At 63.3% G+C, this 16,342-nt stretch carries 17 protein-coding genes; 14 read left to right on the top strand and 3 right to left on the bottom strand.

The window, feature by feature from the left end:
• Positions 1 to 35: 35 nt before the first annotated feature.
• The 6 genes from lysS to VMP31_RS13355 all read left to right on the top strand — a co-directional run bounded on the left by lysS (position 36) and on the right by VMP31_RS13355 (position 5,714).
• On the top strand, positions 36 to 1,538 hold the full coding sequence (lysS, locus tag VMP31_RS13380) for a lysine--tRNA ligase (RefSeq protein ID WP_325507889.1): 1,503 nt from the start codon (positions 36 to 38) through the stop codon (positions 1,536 to 1,538).
• A gap of 117 nt (positions 1,539 to 1,655) precedes the next feature.
• Positions 1,656 to 2,366 carry a TetR/AcrR family transcriptional regulator gene (locus VMP31_RS13375; RefSeq protein WP_325507887.1) on the top strand — a complete coding sequence of 237 codons (711 nt, stop codon included), beginning with the start codon at positions 1,656 to 1,658 and terminating at the stop codon, positions 2,364 to 2,366.
• Positions 2,367 to 2,399: 33 nt separating this feature from the next.
• Positions 2,400 to 2,951, top strand: a complete 552-nt coding sequence (locus VMP31_RS13370) for a hypothetical protein (RefSeq protein ID WP_325507885.1) — start codon at positions 2,400 to 2,402, stop codon at positions 2,949 to 2,951.
• Between the two features lie 52 nt (positions 2,952 to 3,003).
• Positions 3,004 to 4,299, top strand: a complete 1,296-nt coding sequence (locus VMP31_RS13365) for a flavohemoglobin expression-modulating QEGLA motif protein (protein ID WP_325507883.1) — start codon at positions 3,004 to 3,006, stop codon at positions 4,297 to 4,299.
• A 252-nt stretch (positions 4,300 to 4,551) separates the two neighbouring features.
• Complete coding sequence (locus VMP31_RS13360) at positions 4,552 to 5,298, top strand: TIGR00266 family protein (RefSeq protein ID WP_325507881.1); 747 nt, start codon at positions 4,552 to 4,554, stop codon at positions 5,296 to 5,298.
• 92 nt (positions 5,299 to 5,390) lie between these two features.
• Complete coding sequence (locus VMP31_RS13355; protein WP_325507879.1) at positions 5,391 to 5,714, top strand: hypothetical protein; 324 nt, start codon at positions 5,391 to 5,393, stop codon at positions 5,712 to 5,714.
• A gap of 84 nt (positions 5,715 to 5,798) precedes the next feature.
• Here VMP31_RS13355 and VMP31_RS13350 read toward each other — a convergent pair whose 3' ends face one another.
• Positions 5,799 to 6,143: a pilin assembly protein gene (locus VMP31_RS13350; protein ID WP_325507877.1), complete on the bottom strand. Its 345-nt coding sequence runs from the start codon at positions 6,141 to 6,143 to the stop codon at positions 5,799 to 5,801.
• Between the two features lie 166 nt (positions 6,144 to 6,309).
• On the opposite strand from VMP31_RS13350, the gene ppc reads away from it, so the two are divergent.
• The 7 genes from ppc to VMP31_RS13315 all read left to right on the top strand — a co-directional run bounded on the left by ppc (position 6,310) and on the right by VMP31_RS13315 (position 13,745).
• Positions 6,310 to 8,946 (top strand): phosphoenolpyruvate carboxylase, encoded by a 2,637-nt coding sequence (gene ppc / locus VMP31_RS13345; RefSeq protein WP_325507876.1) that lies wholly within the window; start codon positions 6,310 to 6,312, stop codon positions 8,944 to 8,946.
• 249 nt (positions 8,947 to 9,195) lie between these two features.
• Positions 9,196 to 9,843: an adenylate kinase gene (gene adk, locus VMP31_RS13340; protein ID WP_325507874.1), complete on the top strand. Its 648-nt coding sequence runs from the start codon at positions 9,196 to 9,198 to the stop codon at positions 9,841 to 9,843.
• A gap of 195 nt (positions 9,844 to 10,038) precedes the next feature.
• A complete protein-coding gene (locus VMP31_RS13335) occupies positions 10,039 to 10,824 on the top strand; it encodes a 5'-nucleotidase, lipoprotein e(P4) family (protein ID WP_325507872.1) in 786 nt (261 codons plus the stop codon).
• 152 nt (positions 10,825 to 10,976) lie between these two features.
• The gene (gene tsaB / locus VMP31_RS13330; RefSeq protein ID WP_325507870.1) at positions 10,977 to 11,657 is read left to right on the top strand and encodes a tRNA (adenosine(37)-N6)-threonylcarbamoyltransferase complex dimerization subunit type 1 TsaB; all 681 of its coding nucleotides are present in this window, start codon (positions 10,977 to 10,979) and stop codon (positions 11,655 to 11,657) included.
• A gap of 139 nt (positions 11,658 to 11,796) precedes the next feature.
• Positions 11,797 to 12,138, top strand: coding sequence for a hypothetical protein (locus VMP31_RS13325; RefSeq protein ID WP_325507869.1), 342 nt, complete (start codon positions 11,797 to 11,799; stop codon positions 12,136 to 12,138).
• Positions 12,139 to 12,166: 28 nt separating this feature from the next.
• Positions 12,167 to 13,039, top strand: a complete 873-nt coding sequence (locus tag VMP31_RS13320; protein ID WP_325507867.1) for a DUF72 domain-containing protein — start codon at positions 12,167 to 12,169, stop codon at positions 13,037 to 13,039.
• Positions 13,040 to 13,052: 13 nt separating this feature from the next.
• Entirely contained in the window at positions 13,053 to 13,745 is a 693-nt protein-coding gene (locus VMP31_RS13315; protein WP_325507865.1) for an extensin family protein, read from the top strand.
• A 193-nt stretch (positions 13,746 to 13,938) separates the two neighbouring features.
• Here the strand turns inward: VMP31_RS13315 and VMP31_RS13310 are convergent, their stop codons facing one another.
• Positions 13,939 to 14,706, bottom strand: coding sequence for a hypothetical protein (locus VMP31_RS13310; RefSeq protein WP_325507864.1), 768 nt, complete (start codon positions 14,704 to 14,706; stop codon positions 13,939 to 13,941).
• A 106-nt stretch (positions 14,707 to 14,812) separates the two neighbouring features.
• Between VMP31_RS13310 and VMP31_RS13305 the strand changes: the two genes are divergently transcribed.
• Complete coding sequence (locus VMP31_RS13305) at positions 14,813 to 15,601, top strand: class I SAM-dependent methyltransferase (RefSeq protein WP_325507862.1); 789 nt, start codon at positions 14,813 to 14,815, stop codon at positions 15,599 to 15,601.
• A gap of 28 nt (positions 15,602 to 15,629) precedes the next feature.
• On the opposite strand, the gene VMP31_RS13300 is transcribed toward VMP31_RS13305, so the two are convergent.
• On the bottom strand, positions 15,630 to 16,268 hold the full coding sequence (locus VMP31_RS13300) for a TetR/AcrR family transcriptional regulator (protein ID WP_325507860.1): 639 nt from the start codon (positions 16,266 to 16,268) through the stop codon (positions 15,630 to 15,632).
• Positions 16,269 to 16,342: the final 74 nt, after the last annotated feature.

Below are 16,342 nucleotides of genomic sequence, written 5' to 3'. Positions count from 1 at the left end.
CAGAGGGAACGAATCAGTGACGGAACTTGATGACCATGAGCGACCAACAACTCGACCACCACGAACTGCTGCAGGAAGAAAACAAGCTGATTGCCCTGCGCAAGGAAAAGCTTGCCGCCGCGCGTGAGCAGGGCAACGCCTTCCCCAACGATTTCCGTCGCGACAGCTACTGCGCGGATTTGCAGAAACAGTACGCCGACAAGACCAAGGAAGAGCTGGCCGAAGCCGCCATCCCGGTCAAGGTCGCCGGTCGCATCATGCTCAACCGCGGCTCCTTTATGGTCATCCAGGACATGAGCGGGCGCATCCAGGTCTACGTCAACCGCAAGACTCTGTCTGAAGAGAAGCTGGCCGAGGTCAAGCACTGGGACCTGGGCGATATCATCTCCGCCGTCGGCACCCTGGCCCGTTCTGGTAAGGGCGACCTCTATGTGGAAATGACCGAGGTGCGTCTGCTGACCAAGGCCCTGCGCCCGCTGCCGGACAAGCACCACGGCCTGAGCGATACCGAGCAGCGTTATCGCCAGCGCTACGTCGACCTGATCGTCAACGAAGACGTGCGCCAGACCTTCCGCGTGCGTTCGCAGGTCATCGCGCATATCCGCAGCTTTCTGATGAAGCGCGATTTCCTCGAAGTGGAAACGCCGATGCTACAGACCATCCCCGGCGGCGCGGCGGCCAAGCCGTTCGAGACGCACCACAACGCCCTGGATATGCAGATGTTCCTGCGTATCGCCCCGGAGCTGTACCTCAAGCGCCTGGTGGTTGGCGGTTTTGAAAAAGTCTTCGAGATCAACCGCAACTTCCGTAACGAAGGCGTCTCGACCCGGCACAACCCCGAGTTCACCATGCTCGAGTTCTACCAGGCCTACGCCGACTACGAAGACAACATGGACCTGACCGAGGAGCTGTTCCGCGAGCTGGCCCAGCTGGTGCTCGGCACCACCGACGTGCCCTACGGCGACAAGGTGTTCCACTTCGGCGAGCCTTTCGTGCGCCTGTCGGTGTTCGACTCGATCCTCAAGTACAACCCTGAGCTGACCGCAGCCGACCTGACCGACATCGACAAGGCCCGCGCCATCGCCAAAAAGGCCGGGGCCAAGGTGCTCGGCTTCGAAGGTCTGGGCAAGCTGCAGGTGATGATTTTCGAAGAGCTGGTCGAGCACAAGCTGGAGCAGCCGCACTTCATTACTCGCTACCCCTTCGAAGTCTCGCCGCTGGCCCGTCGCAGCGACGACGATCAAAGCGTCACCGACCGCTTCGAGCTGTTTATCGGTGGCCGTGAAATCGCCAACGCCTATTCCGAGTTGAACGACGCGGAAGACCAGGCCGAGCGCTTTATGGCTCAGGTGGCCGACAAGGACGCCGGCGACGACGAGGCCATGCACTATGACGCCGACTTCGTTCGCGCCCTGGAATATGGCATGCCGCCGACCGCCGGTGAAGGCATCGGCATCGACCGCCTGGTGATGCTGCTGACCAATGCGCCGTCGATCCGCGACGTGATCCTCTTTCCGCATATGCGCCCGCAGGCCTGATCGCCTTGAAGCCGCCTACGGGCGGCTTTTTATTGCCCGGATAGGATTGTTTTTGGCGGTTAACGGACTAAATAGTGAAGAGCCCCTTCACGTGCCAGAGAGGAATGCCCTGTCGTGATGCCCAAGACAGCCCAGGAAAGCGCCACCCGTGTGGCCAACGCCGTTGCCGAGAGTGTTCAGTACCAGGGGCGCAAGGCCAGTCGCCAGGGTAGCGAGCAGCGACGCCAGGCGATTCTCGATGCGGCCATGCGCATTATCGTGCGCGAGGGTGTGCGCGCCGTGCGTCATCGGGCGGTGGCCGCCGAGGCCGAGGTGCCGCTGTCGGCCACCACCTATTACTTCAAGGATATCGATGATCTGATCACCGATACCTTCGCCCAGTTCGTCGAGCGCAGCGCCGCCCATATGGCGCACTTCTGGAGCAGCACCCAGGGCCTGTTGCAGCAGCAGGTCAGCCAGCTCGATGGCAGCGTCGAGGCGCGGCGGCGGCTGGCCAACGAGATCGCCCGGCTGGCGGTGGAATACGTACGCAACCAGTTGCTCAACCGCCGGGAGCATCTGTTGGCCGAGCAGGCCTTTCAGCAGGAAGCCCTGCTCAACCCGCGTCTGCATGCGCTGGTGCGGGCCCATCGGCAAATTCTGCTGCAGGGCGTCACACACTTTTTCCAGGTGCTGGGTTCGCAGCAGCCGGAGCAGGATGCCAAGCTATTGACGGCGATTATTCTGCGCATGGAGTATCAAGGCCTGCTCGACGGTGTCGACCATCTGGACAGCGAGGATATGTTGGCCATTCTTAAACGTTATATGCATCTGGTGCTGGGCCTCTGAGCCCCGCGTATGTGCATCCACAAGGAGAGTTTGATGAAGGCTTGGCGCGCGTTGTTTGCCCTGTCTTTCCTGTTACTGGGTGGCTGCCTGGTCACCTTCAAAGACCCGATCCCGGCCAACGAGGCGGCTCCTATTCCCTTGCTGGGCGAGTGGTCACGCAAGAACGAATGGGGCGAGCAGCTGTACCTGCAGATCAGCCGTGCCGGCTCCAACCTGTACAAGGCCCAGACCTATGTGGACAGCCCGGATAACCTCGACAGCCTGGAAGAATACGGCTTTACCGTGGCTCACCATGGTCGCCGCTGGTACCTCTCGGCGGGCTTGCCGAAAAGCCTGGGGGCGAACTTCACCATTGCCGGTTTTGAACTGACCCTGGATGGCGAGCTGGTGCTCTATAACCTGGACGTCGAGCGCATCATGCAGGAGCTGGAAGCCGGCAGCCTGACGGGTGAGGTGTTCGACAGCGGCCAGGGCGATGGCGTGCTGGTGACCAGCCCATTGGAGCTGGTGTTCGCCTACCTCGACGACCAGGCCAATACGGACGTGTTTATCGAAGTCGCGCGCTATCAGCGCGCAGGTGAATGAGAGGATTGACGGGTGGTTTTTCGGCGACCCGCTGGACGAATATGGGGCAAGCATGAATAGCCAGGCAGGGTTGGACGACTACCAGTTGATCGTACGGGCATTGTCCGACCGGATTGTCGAGGCGCAGACGCCGATCCGCGTGCTGGATGCGGTGAAGTGGGACGACAGCGTGCGCGCCGAGTTTCTCAAGCACAAAGGCCGGCAACTGCCGGCAGTCGACCGCGCCTATTACCTGAACCGCCCGCTGGCCTTCGATGCATCGGCCAAAAAGCTGGAATTCCAGAATATCGAGCGCGATGTCACCCGCCAGCTTGGCCAGTTCAACCCGGTCGGGCAGATCATGCGGCGCATGTGCCGCGAATACCGCATGGTGATCCGCATGCTCGAGGCGCGCGGCACCGAGGACTTCGGCCTGATCTCCCAGGAGCTTTACGGCGCGGCCTCCGATGCCTTCCATGCTGGCGACCCGACCCTGGCCGACCTGGGCATGATGTTTTCCGGCTTTCTCAATAACATCGACAAGCGCGGCGACCTCAAGGACGAACCCAAGAACCTGAACGCCAAGGAGGCCGTCGATATGCTGCAGCGGCGGCTGAACAAGGTGTTTGGCGAGGAAGAGAGCACCATCCGCGTGTTCGAATCCGACGGCATTCTCGCCGATGCCGCCGCCGGTGCCGATTACATCAAGATCCGCAGCGACGCCACCTTCAACGAGCGCGACGTCAAGGCTCTGGAAGTCCACGAAGGTCTGGTGCATGTGGCCACCACCCTCAATGGCCAGAACCAGCCGGTCTGCACCTTCCTGTCCAAGGGCCCGCCATCCTCCACCGTGACCCAGGAAGGCCTGGCGATCCTGATGGAGGTGATTGCCTTCGCTTCCTACCCGACCCGCCTGCGCAAGCTGACCAATCGCACCCGCGCCATTCATATGGCCGAGGAGGGCGCGGACTTTCTTCAGGTATTCGACTTCTATCGCGAGCAGGGCTTTAGCCAGGAAGAGAGCTACAGCAACGCCAACCGAGTATTCCGCGGTTCAACCCCCACCGGCATGCCTTTCACCAAGGACCTGTCCTACCTGAAGGGTTTTATCATGGTCTACAACTACATCCAGCTGGCCGTGCGCAAAGGCAAGCTGGAGCAGATTCCCCTGCTGTTCTGCGGCAAGACCACCCTGGAAGACATGCGCACCCTGCGCCAGCTGGTGGATGAGGGCCTGGTGACACCACCCAAATACCTGCCGCCGCAATTCAGCGACCTCAACTCGCTGTCGGCCTGGATGTGTTTCTCCAACTTCCTGAACCATTTGAGTCTGGATCGAATCGAAGCCGACTACGCCAATATTCTTTGATGGAATGATGTCTGTCGTCGGGTGTAGGAGCGGTCCATGACCGCGATAAGTCATGCGCCCCAAAGGCATCGCGGGCATGGGGCTGGGCGTCCCCCCCGCTCCTACGAATTCACAGTTTTGTAGCCTGGATAAGCCTTGGTGCAATCCGGGATCAGGCTACCCGGATTGCGCTGCGCTTATCCAGGCTACGGGGTTGCGCGCCCCTATAGATTGCCTTCCCCTAATCGTCCTCCAACCTGCCAGGAGCTCCCCATGCCCAGCCATCAACTCGACTACGAAATCCTCGGCGCTTCGGCGCAGAGCGTGGAAATCATCCTCGACCCGGGCGAGACGGTGATCGCCGAGGCCGGAACGATGAATTACATGACCGACGGCGTGCGTTTTGAAACGCGCATGGGCGATGGCTCGGCCACGGGTGTGCTGGGCAAACTGTGGGGCATGGGCAAACGCATGCTGACTGGTGAGTCGCTGTTTATGACGCACTTTTCCAATGCCGGCAAAAGCCAGGCGCGGGTGGCGTTCGCCGCGCCCTACCCGGGTACCGTGGTGCCGATCCAGTTGAGCGAACATGGCGGCACGCTGATTTGCCAGAAAGACGCCTTTCTCTGCGCCGCCCATGGCACCGCGGTCGGTATCAGTTTCAACAAGCGCCTGGGAGCCGGCTTCTTTGGCGGCGAGGGATTTATCCTGCAGAAGCTTGAGGGCGACGGCCTGGTCTTTGTACATGCCGGCGGCACGGTGATTTGCAAGGAGCTGCGCAACGAAACCCTGCGCCTGGACACCGGCTGCCTGGTGGCCTTTACCCAGGGCATCGACTACGACATCGGCCTGGCGGGCGGGCTGAAGAGCATGCTGTTTGGCGGCGAGGGGATTTTCCTGGCGACGCTCAAGGGCACCGGCACGGTGTGGGTGCAGAGCCTGCCGTTTTCGCGTCTGGCCGAACGTGTCTACGAGGCCACGTTTAAGGCCCGGGAGGAAGTGCGCGCAGGTGGCAAGTGATGCGGCAATCTAGGTCTTTGCAGGCGAGAGAGTTTGTTGCAAGCTGCGCCCCCTGTGCTTAGCCCGCTAACTGTTAATTCCGAGAGTCTGTAATGAGCGAACTGAACCCCATCCCCTTGATCCTTACCGCCATTGTCAGCGTCTGCGCCACTGTGGCGACGCTCGGCTACTACGGCTATCTGCATATCGCCAAGCCGGAAGACGCCCTGTTGCTGTCCGAGTTCACCATGCTCAAGACCATTCCCGGCGAGGACTACAAGGTGTCGCTAAAGCCCGCCAGCCAGGTGGCGCAGTGCGTCGATGGCGTGCTGGTGCTGTTTGATCTGCAACAGAAGGGGCTCAGTGGCGTGCTGGTCGACCAGCGCAAGCAGGCCGTGCGCTGCACCAGCGAACAGGCTGCCGCTGCCAGCCAGTGAGCTGAAATCGCTGGTGCCGGCGTCAGCGCCAGACCGCAGTAGTTGTGGCGGGTTGCCCCCGCCCTACATGACCTCGGCGGCCCTTCAGTGGCTGCTGCTGTCCGGCTGGTCGTCGAGCTCGTGCAGGTATTTACGCGCCAGGGCGAGAAAGCGCGGGGTCGGGCCGATGTCTTCGTAGAGTGGGTCGCCTTGCTCGTCGGTGGCCACCACATGGTTGCCCTGTATATAGGGCATGCTGGCTTCCAGTTCTTCCAGCGCCGCGCCTATCAGCTCGCCCAGCAGCTCCTGCGGGCCGCGTTTGGGGTACATCTCGCACAGGGCGGCAATGCGCGCCGCCGACTCCAGGTCGAGATGGATATGGTAGGTCGTCGGCGTCAGACGGCCTTTGGCCTGGTCTTCCCAGGTACTTACTAGTTCGCGAATCTTCATGCTGGATAGTCCTTGGCCCTTTGTAACAGGCCGTTAGGGGCGATCGAAGTGTGCTTAGGCAAAGCCTAGACCGCCGTTAAGCCTCCATGCAGTTGGAGTCGCGCCCTTGTAAGAAGTTGCCGCGCTGGGCACTCTTGAGAGCCTGGGATCAATGGAGGCAGCAGTCATGGCAGAAATCGACGCGCGTTTGCGTGAAGACGTGCATCAGCTCGGCGAGCTATTGGGTGACACCATCCGCAGCCAGCGTGGCGCAGCCTTTCTCAACAAGATCGAGCGCATCCGCAAGGGGGCCAAGGGCGCGCGGCGTGGCTCGGCGGCCGGGGCCGAACAGCTGAGTGCGACCCTCAATCAGCTCGACGATGACGAGTTGCTGCCGGTGGCACGCGCCTTCAACCAGTTTCTCAACCTGGCCAATATCGCCGAGCAGTACCATCGGGTGCGCCGCCGTGGGCCCGACGAGGCCGAGCCGTTCGAGGCCAGCATACTGGCCGACCTGTTGCAGCGCCTGCTGGCCAATGGTCAGGGTGGCGAGGCTCTGGCCCGGCAGTTCGGCCGGCTGGATATTGAACTGGTGCTGACCGCGCACCCCACCGAGGTGGCGCGGCGTACCCTGATCCAGAAATACGACGCCATCGCCGAAGAGCTGGCGGCTGGCGATCACAGCGATCTGTCGCTGGCCGAGCGCGAGGGGGTCAGGCAGCGCCTGCACCGGCTGATCGCCGAGGCCTGGCATACCGAGGAAATCCGCCGCAGTCGGCCCAGCCCGGTGGATGAGGCCAAGTGGGGCTTTGCGGTGATCGAGCATTCGCTCTGGCATGCCCTGCCGAATGTGATGCGCAAAGCCGACCAGGCCCTGCATGTCGCCACCGGCTTTCACCTGCCGCTGGATGCCGCGCCGATCCGCTTCGCCTCCTGGATGGGTGGCGACCGCGACGGCAACCCCAATGTCACCGCTGCGGTAACCCGCGAAGTATTGCTGCTGGCGCGCTGGATGGCTGCCGACCTGTACCTGCGTGATATCGATCAACTGGCCGCCTCGCTGTCCATGCAGCAGGCCAGCCCTGAACTGCTGGCGCGGGTCGGGGCCAGCGCCGAGCCTTACCGCAGCTTGCTCAAGCAGCTGCGCGAGCGCCTGCGTGCCACCCGTAGCTGGGCCCAGGCGGCCCTGGCTGAGCGCCTGGAGGCACCGGCGGCGGTCTTGCAGGACAACCGCGAGCTGCTTGAGCCCCTGACCCTTTGCTACCAGTCGCTGCACGCCTGTGGCATGGGCGTGATCGCCGATGGCCCGCTGCTCGACTGCCTGCGCCGCGCCGCCACCTTCGGCCTGTTTCTGCTGCGTCTGGATGTGCGCCAGGACTCCAGCCGGCATGCCGCGGCCATGAGCGAAATCACCGAATACCTGGGCCTGGGGCGTTATGCCGAGTGGGACGAAGAGGCCCGCGTGGCCTTTCTCCTGGCCGAGTTGGAAAACCGTCGGCCGCTGCTGCCCGGGCACTTCAAACCCAGTGGCGAAACCGAGGAGGTGCTGGCCACCTGTCGCGAGGTGGCCAACGCCCCAGCGGCGTCCCTGGGTTCCTACGTGATCTCCATGGCCGGCGCGGCTTCCGATGTGCTGGCGGTGCAGCTGCTGCTCAAGGAAGCCGGCTTGCAGCGGCCGATCCGCGTGGTGCCGCTGTTCGAGACCCTCGCCGACCTGGATAACGCAGGCCCCGTGATCAGCCACCTGCTTGGCCTGCATGGCTACCGCGCGCGCCTGCACGGCCCGCAGGAAGTGATGATCGGCTATTCCGACTCGGCCAAGGATGCCGGCACCACCGCCGCGGCCTGGGCGCAGTACCGCGCCCAGGAAACCCTGGTCCAGGTGTGCCGCGACAACCAGGTCGAGCTGCTGCTGTTCCACGGCCGTGGCGGCACCGTCGGGCGCGGCGGCGGCCCGGCCCATGCGGCCATCCTCTCGCAGCCGCCGGGTTCGGTGGCGGGGCGCTTCCGTACCACCGAGCAGGGCGAGATGATCCGCTTCAAGTTCGGCCTGCCGGATATTGCCGAGCAAAACCTCAACCTCTATCTGGCCGCCGTGCTGGAAGCCACCCTGTTGCCGCCACCCAGCCCGGAACCGGCCTGGCGCGAGCTGATGGACAAACTGGCTGCCGATGGCGTCAGTGCATACCGCAGCGTGGTGCGCGAGCATCCGCAGTTCGTCGACTATTTCCGCCAGGCCACCCCGGAACAGGAACTCGGCCGCCTGCCCCTGGGCAGTCGCCCGGCCAAGCGCCGCGAGGGTGGAGTGGAGAGCCTGCGCGCGATTCCCTGGATCTTCGCCTGGACCCAGACCCGCCTGATGTTACCGGCCTGGCTGGGCTGGGAATACGCTCTGGGCAATGCCATGAAGCGCGGCGAAGGCGAGTTGCTGGCGCAGATGCGCGAGCACTGGCCGTTCTTCCGCACCCGTATCGATATGCTGGAAATGGTCCTGGCCAAGGCCGACGAAGCCATCGCCCGGCTCTATGACGAGCGTTTGGTCGAGCCGAAATTGCAACCTCTGGGCGAGCATTTACGCGGCTTATTGTCGCAGGCGGTGGCCGCGGTGCTGGGGCTGACCGGGCAGTCGCAGTTGCTTGGCCATAGCCCCGAGACCCTGGAGTCGATCAGCGTACGCAACACCTATCTAGACCCCCTGCATCTGCTCCAGGCCGAGCTGTTGGCGCGCGCCAGGCAGCGCGATAACCAGGCCGACAGCCCTCTGGAACAGGCCCTGCTGGTCAGTGTGGCGGGTATTGCCGCGGGTTTGCGCAATACCGGTTAAGGCCTGCAGGCGAGGGCCCAGAGCCTGCTGGCGGATGCGCGCAGGCCCTGGGCCGAGGCGTTATCCGATGCTGCCTTGGTCGTAGTTCTATCCGACTTTCGGTGGCTTGTGCGCTGGGGGTGCGCTGTGTATCTTGATCGGCCTTTGGCAATCTGGCCGCCCCTGCGGGACCACTTGCCCGAACTATTCTGAGATTGGCCCCACGAGGCGAGTCCGACGATTTTTCTTTGAATCTTGAGGAGCACATCAATGCGCGTGATTTTGCTGGGGGCGCCAGGTGCCGGTAAAGGTACCCAGGCTGGTTTCATCACCAAGAAATTTGGTATTCCGCAAATCTCCACTGGCGACATGCTGCGTGCTGCCGTCAAGGCCGGCACCGAGCTGGGCCTGAAAGCCAAGAGCGTGATGGACAGCGGCGGTCTGGTTTCCGACGACCTGATCATCAACCTGGTCAAGGAGCGCATCACCCAGGCCGATTGCGCCAACGGCTTCCTCTTCGACGGCTTCCCGCGCACCATTCCTCAGGCTGAAGCCCTGAAGGAAGCGGGCGTGGTCATCGACCACGTGGTGGAAATCGCGGTTGATGATGAAGAAATCGTTGGTCGTATCGCTGGCCGTCGCGTGCATCCGGCCTCGGGTCGCGTCTATCACACCGAACACAATCCGCCGAAAGTTGCCGGTAAGGACGACGAAACCGGTGACGAGCTGATCCAGCGCGAAGACGACAAGGAAGAAACCGTACGTCATCGCCTGTCGGTCTATCACTCGCAGACCAAGCCGCTGGTGGACTTCTACCAGAAGCTCGCTGTCGCCAACGGCACGCCGAAGTACAGCGCTATTGCCGGCGTCGGTTCGGTCGACGAGATCACTGCCAAGGTGCTTGCAGCTCTTAGCTAAGCCTTGTTGCAGTCAGACAACGGCCCGCTTTTGCGGGCCGTTGTCGTTTCTACGGTTGGCGCGTTGGACTCGCTGAACGTCGTTCATAGAACAGTAACCTTGCTCGCCTAAGCTAGCATCGATTCTGGTCTAGACCATGACGAGGTGGTCGTAGACTTTAAGCCTTAACCCATACTAAGGAAGAGAGCGCATTCAATGACCGAGAAAACAGCAAAGAGTGCCATCTGGTTGGGCCTTGCGTTAGCGCTGGTGGGGAGTCCTGCGGCCTTTGCCGATACCGCGGCAAAGCCCAAGACCGACTGCGCGGTTGCCGAGTTCACCATGGGCCTGCGTTTCCAGCAGCAATCGGCGGAGGTTCAGGCCCTGCAGCTGCAGGCTTACAACATCGCAACGCTGAAGCTGGATGCGGCAGTGGCCGCCGCGAAGGATCCGTCGAAGTTGGCCATCGTGACCGATCTGGATGAAACCGTTATTGATAACAGCGCCCTGTTGGCGCGCGACCTGGCCAACTGTCACACCTATGACGCCTGGGACACCTGGCTGCCCTGGGAGCGCGACGGCACGCCGGTGCTGATCCCGGGTGCGAAGAAATTCCTTGAGCACGCCGACAAGCTCGGGGTGACCATTCGCTATATCTCGGACCGTGCCGACGAGCAGAAGCCACACACCCTGGCCACCCTGAGCAAGCTTGGTCTGCCGCAGATATCGGCGGAAAGTGTGCTGCTGCTGGGCCCGCCCAAGGTCGAGCGGCGCGCCATCGTCAGCGCCGATCATCAGATCGTGCTGTTGCTGGGCGATACGCTGCATGACTTCGATGGGCGTTTCCGCAAGACGCCGCTGGCCGATCAGCGCGCCACCGTGGCCGCCGAAGCGGACAAATGGGGTGCCGAGTGGATCGTCTTCCCTAATGCGAGCTACGGCACATGGTCCAAGGCACCCCTGAAAGCCTGGGAAGCCGAGACCGTGATCGAGGCCTGGTAAGCCGCTGTTGGTTGAGTGTGCACCGGGTCTGTTTGGGCCTGGTGCGTAGGCGAGTTTGTTCGCGTGGCAGGCGCGAGCCGCAGTGATTGCGCTGGAAAAAAAAGCCTCAAGCCGTTCTAATGCCGGTCCATTTTGTCACCTGTCCGAATGCAATGACCACTCTCCTGGCCCTGGATACCGCCACCGAAGCCTGCTCCGTTGCCCTGCTGCATAACGGCCAGGTGCTCAGCCATTACGAAGTGATCCCGCGCCTGCATGCCCAACGCCTGCTGCCGATGATCAAGCAGCTGCTGGCCGATGCCGGGGTGCCGCTGTCGGCGCTCGACGCCATTGCCTTTGGTCGCGGCCCGGGGGCCTTTACCGGCGTGCGTATCGCCATCGGCGTAGTGCAGGGCCTGGCTTTTGCCCTGGAACGCCCGGTGTTGCCGGTATCCAACCTGGCGGTGCTGGCTCAACGCAGCCTGCGCGAGCACGGCGCGCAGCAGGTGGCGGCGGCCATCGATGCACGTATGGATGAAATCTACTGGGGTTGCTACCGCGCCGAGCAGGGCGAGATGCGCCTGCAGGGCCTCGAAGCTGTTTTGCCGCCGGAACAGGCCAGCCTGCCCCGCGACGCCAGTGGCGAGTGGTTTGGCGCAGGCACCGGCTGGGGCACCTTTGCCGCGCGGATTCCGCTGGCGGTAACCGCCCAGGACCCGGCCATGCTGCCCCATGCCGAAGACCTGCTGAGCCTGGCGCACTTTGCCTGGCAGCGCGGCGAAGCCGTGGCGGCGGACCTGGCGCAGCCGGTGTACCTGCGCGACAAGGTCGCCACACCCAAGGCACCGCTCTGAGCCAGTTTGCTAGCCTGGCTGCGACACCTTCCGTCGCACGTATGGTCAGCTCGGCAGTGGCCGATTGCCAAGTGCCCCCGGCAAGGCTAAATTGCCGTTACCTGTATCCATCGTTGGCTGAACAGCCGAGCAGTAACTGATGCGAATCGACGGTTTTACTCCCTCATATCTGCCAGATCGCAGCGCCCGCGCGGGCTCTGCGGTTACGCCGTTTCGCGAAGCCCAACGCGAGGTAGAGGCACGTCGTGAGCAACCGGCTTCGCCCGCCAACAGCCAGGGCCTGGAGCAGACGCCCCAGGTGCGCAAGGTCGATGCCGGTAATGCCAGCAGCGACAGCCTGCCGGCGCGCATGCCGGATCAGCTCTATCAGCCCCCCTTGAACAATCGCGCCGCCCAGGCCCTGGCCAGCTACAGCTCCACCGCCAGTTTCGCCGTCGACGCGGATGCCCAGCAGGTAATGGGGCTCGACCTCTACGCCTGACTCTTTGTTGCCCTGGTCATAAGAACCGATGCTTCCCTACTACCTTGGCTGCCCGTCATGGAGCGAGCCGGCCTGGCGCGGTTCGCTGTATCCCCAGAGCTGCCGTCCGGCAGATTTCCTGCCGCGCTACGGCCAGGTGTTCAACGCCGTGGAAGGCAACACCACTTTCTATGCACAGCCCTCCGTCGCGACCGTGGCGCGCTGGGCCGAGCGTATGCCGGCGCATCTGCGTTTCTGCGCGAAGCTGCCGCGGGAGGTCAGCCATGGCGGCGATCTGCGCGAACAGCTGAGCGCGGCCGAGGACTTTCGCCGGCTGCTGGCTCCGTTGGGGCGGCGGGTTGCGCCGTACTGGCTGCAGTTGCCGGCCAGTTTCGGCCCTGCGCGTCTGGCTGAGCTGGCTGGGTTTATCGAGCCCTGGATGGCTGGCGAGCTGGCCGTCGAGGTTCGTCATCCGGCGTTCTTCGCCAGGGGCGATGAAGAACGAGCGCTCAACCGTCTGCTGCATGAGCGGGGCATCGAGCGCATCTGCCTGGATTCGCGGGCCTTGTTCAGTTGCGCGTCCAGCGCACCGGCGGTGCTCCATGCACAAGCCAAGAAGCCGCGTCTGCCGCTGCGGCCGACGGCTTTTAGCCAGTCACCGCAGCTGCGTTTTATCGGCCATCCCGAATTGCTGGCCAATGATCCCTTTATGGCTCCCTGGCTGGACAAGGTGGCGGGCTGGATCGAAGAGGGCCGCACGCCTTACGTCTTCCTGCATACCTCGGACAACCGCCTGGCTCCGCAGCTGGCCGAGCGCTTTCATCAGCAATTGATGCTCAGGCTGCCGGGTTTGGTGGCGCTGCCTGAGCTGCACAGCGAGACCGAGGTCGAGGTCGAGGTCGAGCAACTGGGCCTGCTCTGATAGGCTGCGCGGCATGACCTTTTTTCGCGCCTTTCTTATCCTTTGTGTCGTGCTCGCCGGCCTGTTGCTGGCGGTTTGGCGTGGCGTGCTGGATGTGCCGCCGCGCTGGAACCCCTGGGCTGTGCTGGATATCCGCGAGTCGCCCAATCTGCTCACCGGCTTCAAACTCTGGCGGCTGCAGGACAACCCTGCGCTGTGCCAGCAAGCCCTGAGCACCTCGGCCATGCGTTACACCCTGCAGCGCGATGGCAGCCCCGAGGCGGCCTGCCCGCTGGAAAATGCCCTGCGGGTGCAGGCCTCCGGTGTGCAGTTCAGCAGCAGCTTTCTGGCCAGTTGTCCGCTGGCGGCGGCCTTTGCCCTGTTCGAGCGCCACGGCTTGCAGCCTGCGGCCCAGGCGGTGTTCGGCCAGCCGGTGGTGCAGGTCGAGCATGTCGGCAGCTTCGCCTGTCGCAGCATCGCCGGTAGCCAGCGGCGCAGCCAGCATGCCTCGGCCAATGCGCTGGATATCATCGGTTTCCGTCTGGCCGATGGCCGGCGCATCAGCGTGCTGCATGACTGGCCCAAGCAGGGCGAAAATGCGCAGTTTCTGCGCCAGGTTCAGCAGGCGGCGTGCAAAAGCTTCAACACCACTCTCGGCCCGGAATACAACGCCGCCCACCGCGATCACTTTCATGTGGATATGGGAATGTGGCGGATGTGTCGCTGAGAACCTGGTTCGGATCTGCTGCGCGTCGGCCCTGCGGCGTTAAAAACAGGTTCGGAATGCTCATGTACAAAAGTACACTCCGCTTCCTCGCCGTTTTGACCAGCCGGAGGCTGTTACTACGTAGCGCCTTGCATGGCTCTAGCTCGCGAGATCGGAACACAGGTTCTGCAAGCGTCCCTGCGGGCTGCCGCGCTTAACGCTGCGCCAATAGCAGGTCGGCGGCCTGGCCGCTGCGGCCGTCGGCGAATTCGAAGCGGCCGAGCTGGGCGATCTCGTCATAGGCCCCCAGGGCAATCTTCACATCCCGCGCTTGCAGCTCGATGGCGCTGACCCCGGCCTGGCTCAGTGTCTGGCTGGATTGTCGGCCCTGGGCGTCGAAGCGCAGCAGGCTCAGGCGCTCGAAGATGGCGTCCTGGGCGTCGATACGGCCGTCAGCGTTGTCGTCGTACTTGCCCAGCTCGGCAAAGCCGTTGGCCGCGCCATGCTGGTCGCCGAACAGCTCACGGCCATCGTCGATCCGCCCGTTACCGTTGCGGTCATAGGCGAGGAGGGCGTCGTCACCAGTGGGCACGCTGATCTGGTCGAGCTTGCCGTCGGCATCCAGATCGAAACGCACCGAACGGCTCAGGCCGCTGGTGCTGAAACCATTGCCGGCGATATCCAGCACCAGTGGGTCGGTCTGCTGTAGTGCGGGGTTGAAGCTGACGTTCAGCTCCAGCTGGCGCTGGGCGGCCAGTTCCTGAAAGTCACTGGCCTGGGCCGTGACGGCCGCTGGCTCGCTGGGCGTTTCGGCGGGGTTGTCGGGGCCTGCTGGGGCCTCGTCTTTATCGATCTTCAGGGTGCGCCGCAGGATCTGGTAGTCCAGCGAGGCGCGCTTGCCCTCATCCAGCGTCTCGCTGATCGAACCGGTGCTGGCGGCCGACGGGGCGACGCTGCGCGGCGCGGAAATTACATCGAACATGGCGAACTCGGTGCGGCTGGAAGCTGCCGGGTCTGGCAAAATGCCGCTCAGGCAGGTTGTCGGCTGTTTTGGCAGTCAATTGAGTGATTTTTGAGCACATTTTCTGATGAGTGATGAGCGGCTAATAGCCAGAATTCGTATGCAGGCCCTGGCCCCCCATCTGCAGGCCGCGGCCGAAACCTGGGCTGCGCGCCTGGGTTTGCCGCTGGAGGGCGACAGCGAGTTTGTCCTACAGCTGGGCGAGGGCGGTCTGCAGCTGGTCGAGCTGGGGCCCCAGGCTCCCGGGCCGGTCAAAGTGGATTTTGTCGAAGGTGCGGTGGCCCATCGCCGGCTGTTTGGCGGCGGCAGCGGGCAGATGATCGCCAAGGCGGTCGGGGTACAGGCCGGGGTGCGCCCGATTGTGCTGGATGCCACGGCTGGTCTGGGCCGCGATGCCTTTGTGCTGGCCAGCCTGGGCTGCCGCATGACCATGATCGAGCGTCAGCCGTTGATCGCTGCCTTGCTGGAAGACGGCCTGACGCGTGCGGCGCTGGACCGCGATGTCGCCCCGATTGCCGCGCAGATGCGCCTGCTGACGGGCAATGCCATCGAGCTGATGCGCGCCTGGCAGGGCGAGCCGCCGCAGGTGATCTACCTCGACCCGATGTTTCCCCATCGCGACAAGAGCGCTCTGGTGAAGAAGGAGATGCGCCTGTTCCGACCCTTTGTTGGCGACGATCTGGACGCGCCGGCCCTGCTCGAAGCGGCGCTGAACCTGGCCAGCCATCGGGTCGTGGTCAAGCGCCCGCGCAAGGCCCCGCTGATTGACGGAGCCAAGCCGGGCTATGCCCTTGAGGGCAAATCCAGCCGTTACGACATCTACCCGAAGAAGAAGCTGCAGGCCGCCAGCGAGTAGGTCTGAGCCGTTCTACGCCGCTGCGTGCCTACTCAGCGCGATAGGCGCGCAGAAAGACCCCCACCGCATCGCGCACATGCTGCTCGGCGGCCTCGCCCTGCTGGGCTTCGCCGCAGCCGATCAGCAGGCGGAAGTTGGCTCCGCCCTTGATCAGGCAGTAGAACTGATCCGCCGCGCTCAGCGGGTCGGGTACGTGCAGCTTGCCGGCCTGGCCGGCCTGGCGCAGCAGATCAGCCATCGCGTGCAGCACCCGCTGCGGGCCGGCTTCGTAGAACATCTTCGACAGCTTCGAGTCCTGCGCGGCCAGGCTGACCATCAGGCGGTGCAGCGCCACCGACTCACAGCTGTTGATCAGCACATGGAAGCCGCGGCCGATGCTCAGCAGCACCTGCTCGATTGGCGCGTCTTCGTTCAGCTCGAACAGCAGCTCCGGCAACTGCTCCTGGCACTTGGACTGCACCGCGGCGGCGAACAGCGTCTCCTTGTCGGTGAAGTGGCTGTACACCGTGAGCTTGGACACGCCGGCCTCGGCGGCAATCGCGTCCATGCTGCTGCCGTCGTAGCCATTACTCAGGAACAGGGTTTTCGCCGCTTCGAGGATGGCTTGGCGCTTGACCAGATCTTTGGGGCGGCCTGGGCCGCTGGGTGGCAACACTTTGTTTGGCATTGGTCGTTTTTAATACTGGACTAGTGAGTTTGCTATTTTTACTATACCCGTCAGTTTAAATATTCCATAGCCTC

It is taken from the genome of Pseudomonas sp., from assembly GCF_035512415.1.
Lineage (GTDB): Bacteria > Pseudomonadota > Gammaproteobacteria > Pseudomonadales > Pseudomonadaceae > Aquipseudomonas.
This window is presented reverse-complemented; position numbering and strand designations above follow the sequence as displayed.

Coding starts and splice junctions, on each gene's coding strand:
- tsaB (WP_325507870.1), top strand. CDS start 10,977: ATGACCACTCTCCTGGCCCTGGATACCGCCACCGAAGCCTGCTCCGTT.
- VMP31_RS13320 (WP_325507867.1), top strand. CDS start 12,167: ATGCTTCCCTACTACCTTGGCTGCCCGTCATGGAGCGAGCCGGCCTGG.
- VMP31_RS13355 (WP_325507879.1), top strand. CDS start 5,391: ATGAGCGAACTGAACCCCATCCCCTTGATCCTTACCGCCATTGTCAGC.
- adk (WP_325507874.1), top strand. CDS start 9,196: ATGCGCGTGATTTTGCTGGGGGCGCCAGGTGCCGGTAAAGGTACCCAG.
- VMP31_RS13325 (WP_325507869.1), top strand. CDS start 11,797: ATGCGAATCGACGGTTTTACTCCCTCATATCTGCCAGATCGCAGCGCC.
- VMP31_RS13310 (WP_325507864.1), bottom strand. CDS start 14,706: ATGTTCGATGTAATTTCCGCGCCGCGCAGCGTCGCCCCGTCGGCCGCC.
- ppc (WP_325507876.1), top strand. CDS start 6,310: ATGGCAGAAATCGACGCGCGTTTGCGTGAAGACGTGCATCAGCTCGGC.
- VMP31_RS13350 (WP_325507877.1), bottom strand. CDS start 6,143: ATGAAGATTCGCGAACTAGTAAGTACCTGGGAAGACCAGGCCAAAGGC.
- VMP31_RS13335 (WP_325507872.1), top strand. CDS start 10,039: ATGACCGAGAAAACAGCAAAGAGTGCCATCTGGTTGGGCCTTGCGTTA.
- VMP31_RS13360 (WP_325507881.1), top strand. CDS start 4,552: ATGCCCAGCCATCAACTCGACTACGAAATCCTCGGCGCTTCGGCGCAG.
- VMP31_RS13305 (WP_325507862.1), top strand. CDS start 14,813: ATGAGTGATGAGCGGCTAATAGCCAGAATTCGTATGCAGGCCCTGGCC.
- VMP31_RS13375 (WP_325507887.1), top strand. CDS start 1,656: ATGCCCAAGACAGCCCAGGAAAGCGCCACCCGTGTGGCCAACGCCGTT.
- VMP31_RS13370 (WP_325507885.1), top strand. CDS start 2,400: ATGAAGGCTTGGCGCGCGTTGTTTGCCCTGTCTTTCCTGTTACTGGGT.
- lysS (WP_325507889.1), top strand. CDS start 36: ATGAGCGACCAACAACTCGACCACCACGAACTGCTGCAGGAAGAAAAC.
- VMP31_RS13365 (WP_325507883.1), top strand. CDS start 3,004: ATGAATAGCCAGGCAGGGTTGGACGACTACCAGTTGATCGTACGGGCA.
- VMP31_RS13315 (WP_325507865.1), top strand. CDS start 13,053: ATGACCTTTTTTCGCGCCTTTCTTATCCTTTGTGTCGTGCTCGCCGGC.
- VMP31_RS13300 (WP_325507860.1), bottom strand. CDS start 16,268: ATGCCAAACAAAGTGTTGCCACCCAGCGGCCCAGGCCGCCCCAAAGAT.